Annotated in this window: 1 pseudogene; it reads left to right on the top strand. The window is 63.8% G+C overall.

The window, feature by feature from the left end:
* Window positions 1-2,322, top strand: a pseudogene (locus tag VIE67_RS08265) (hypothetical protein); the annotation flags it as partial.

The following is a 2,322-nucleotide window of genomic DNA, read 5'->3' as shown; positions in this document are numbered from 1 at the left end:
GGCGTGGCGGTCGACGGTCGTTCGGATCAGTACAGTCTGGGCATCCTGTTTTACGAGTTGCTTGCCGGCGCGCAGCCGTTCGCCGGCGATTCGGCACTCGCGATCCTGATGGCGCACCTGACCAAGGAACCGCCGCCGTTGCCGGTCGAGTTTCAGGCGTTTCAGCAGGTGGTCAGCCGGATGCTGGCGAAGGATCGCGAGCAGCGCTATCCGAACCTGAGCGAGTTCGTCGTCGATTTGAAATCACATCTGACGCAAAGCGACACGCTGATGATGCGCTTGCAGTTCGACCCCGAGCAAAGTTACTCGGATCGATTGCACGACATGGGGTTCGGTGCGAGTACGCCTTCGGGCGTGAACTCCGGCGGATTCATGGCGAGAACGCTTGCGATCGGTTCGCGCAAGTCAAGCCCGAAATTGGTCGGCATTCCGGCCAAACCCGCTGCGGCAAATAAAAGACCGCTGTGGCAGTGGCTGGCGGCGGCCGCGGGCGTTCTGGTTCTGGGCTTCGTGTTGTGGACGGCTGTGGGGCGCAAGCACAAGTTGACCCAGGACGAGGCGAATGATCTGGTCTCCTATCGGTTGGGGCTTGCCGAGCAAAGCATCAAGGCGGGACAGCTCATCGCGCCGGCGGAAGGCAGCGCGTTCGAATATCTGCAAAAAGTCCTGCAGGTCGATACCGAAAACAAGCGTGCCAATGAGTTGCTCGATCAGATAGCTCACGATCTCGGTGCGCAGGCGCAGGTGCAACTCGCTGCCGGCAAGGTCGATGAGGCGCTCGAGCTGAGCCTCGAAGGCCTGCTCGTGCGCCCCAACAACGCCGAGGTACGCGCGATCAAGGGCAAGATCGCGGCGGTGCAGAAAGTCGCGCAGCAACAACACCAGATCGCCGACCTGCTGCAGAGCGCGGAATCGGCGCGCATCAGCGGCCGACCCTTCGGCGACAAAAGCGCCTACGCGCTGTTGAGTCAGGCGCGCAACCTTGCACCAGCGAATGCGCAGATACAGCAGCGCATCAAGGCCTTGATCGAAAACGAACTCGCCGAGGCGCAGCGCTCGCTTGGTGCCGGAGATCTGGCCGCGAGCTCGGCCGCGCTGGCCAAGCTCGAACCCTATATCGAGTCCGAACCGGCCTACGTCGAGACCAAATCCAGATTGGCCACGGCGATGGGCAAGCAGCAGACCGACACGGCGATCGCCGCAATCGTCGAGCGCGCCAACGCGCAGTTGCGTTCCGGAAAACTGGTTGCGCCGGGCGGCGACAATGCCTCGGAGTCGCTCGGCGAATTGCGCAAGCTTGCGTCCGACGATCAGCGCACGGGCGAACTGGCGAAACGGCTCGGTCAAACGCTGCTTGCAGAAGCCAAGCGTCAGGATGCGGCCAATCAGCCGACCCTCGCTCTCGACAACGCCGAACTTGCGCTGCAGGCCGACCCCGAAGCGACCGACGCGCAGCTATTCAAGGCGCAGATTGAAAAGCGCCTCGGCCAGCGCGCAACGGATCTGGCGAGCGCGCTGTCTGCGATCCAGCTTGCCCTCAGCGAACAACGCTTCGTGCCACCGGCGGCCAACGATGCGCACACGGCGCTGGAAGCCTTGCTCAAGCTCGATCCGGAAAACGCCAAGGCTAGGGACCTGTTGGCCGATCTGCCCAAGCGCATTTCTGCATCGGCGGCGGCGAGTGCGGCGAAAGACGCGGGCGCCGCAAACGCGCTGGTCGTGGCGGCATTGAAGGTTTATCCGCAGGATGCGGCGCTGACCCGTTTGCAGGCGCAGGTGAGTGCCCAGCTTGGCCGCGAAGTCGCGGCGCGAGAGGCGCAGGAACGGCGTGGTCGCATCGCCACGCTGCTCGCCGCGTCGTCGCCCGACGGCACGCAGTTGCAGAGTGCGGCGAAGGAACTGGATGCCTTGCTGGCGACCAACGACACCAGCGAGGAGACGCTGAAATTGCGCGCGCGCCTGATTGCGGCGATCGGCACGCGCATCCGCAATCCCGACGACCCGGCGGATTTCGATACCACCGCTGCCATCCTCGACAGCGAAAAGAAGGTGCTCTCGGCTGATGCTTCCTACGCGGCTCTCGTTGCCGCGCGGCCCGACTTGCGCGCGAAAGCGGTCGTTGCGGAACAGGCCCGGCTTGAAGCCCAGCGTGGCGAACTGGTATTGAACGCGTTTCCCTGGGCCAACGTGGAATCCGTGCTCGACGCGAACCGCAAAGCCGTCAGCCTGCCGCAGGACGCCATCACGCCGGTCAGACTCACGCTGCCGGCGGGCAGTTACATCATCACGTTCAAACATCCGCAGGCGACGAAACCGGTACAG

It is taken from the genome of Rudaea sp., from assembly GCF_036560865.1.
Taxonomy (GTDB): domain Bacteria; phylum Pseudomonadota; class Gammaproteobacteria; order Xanthomonadales; family Rhodanobacteraceae; genus Rudaea.
This window is presented reverse-complemented; position numbering and strand designations above follow the sequence as displayed.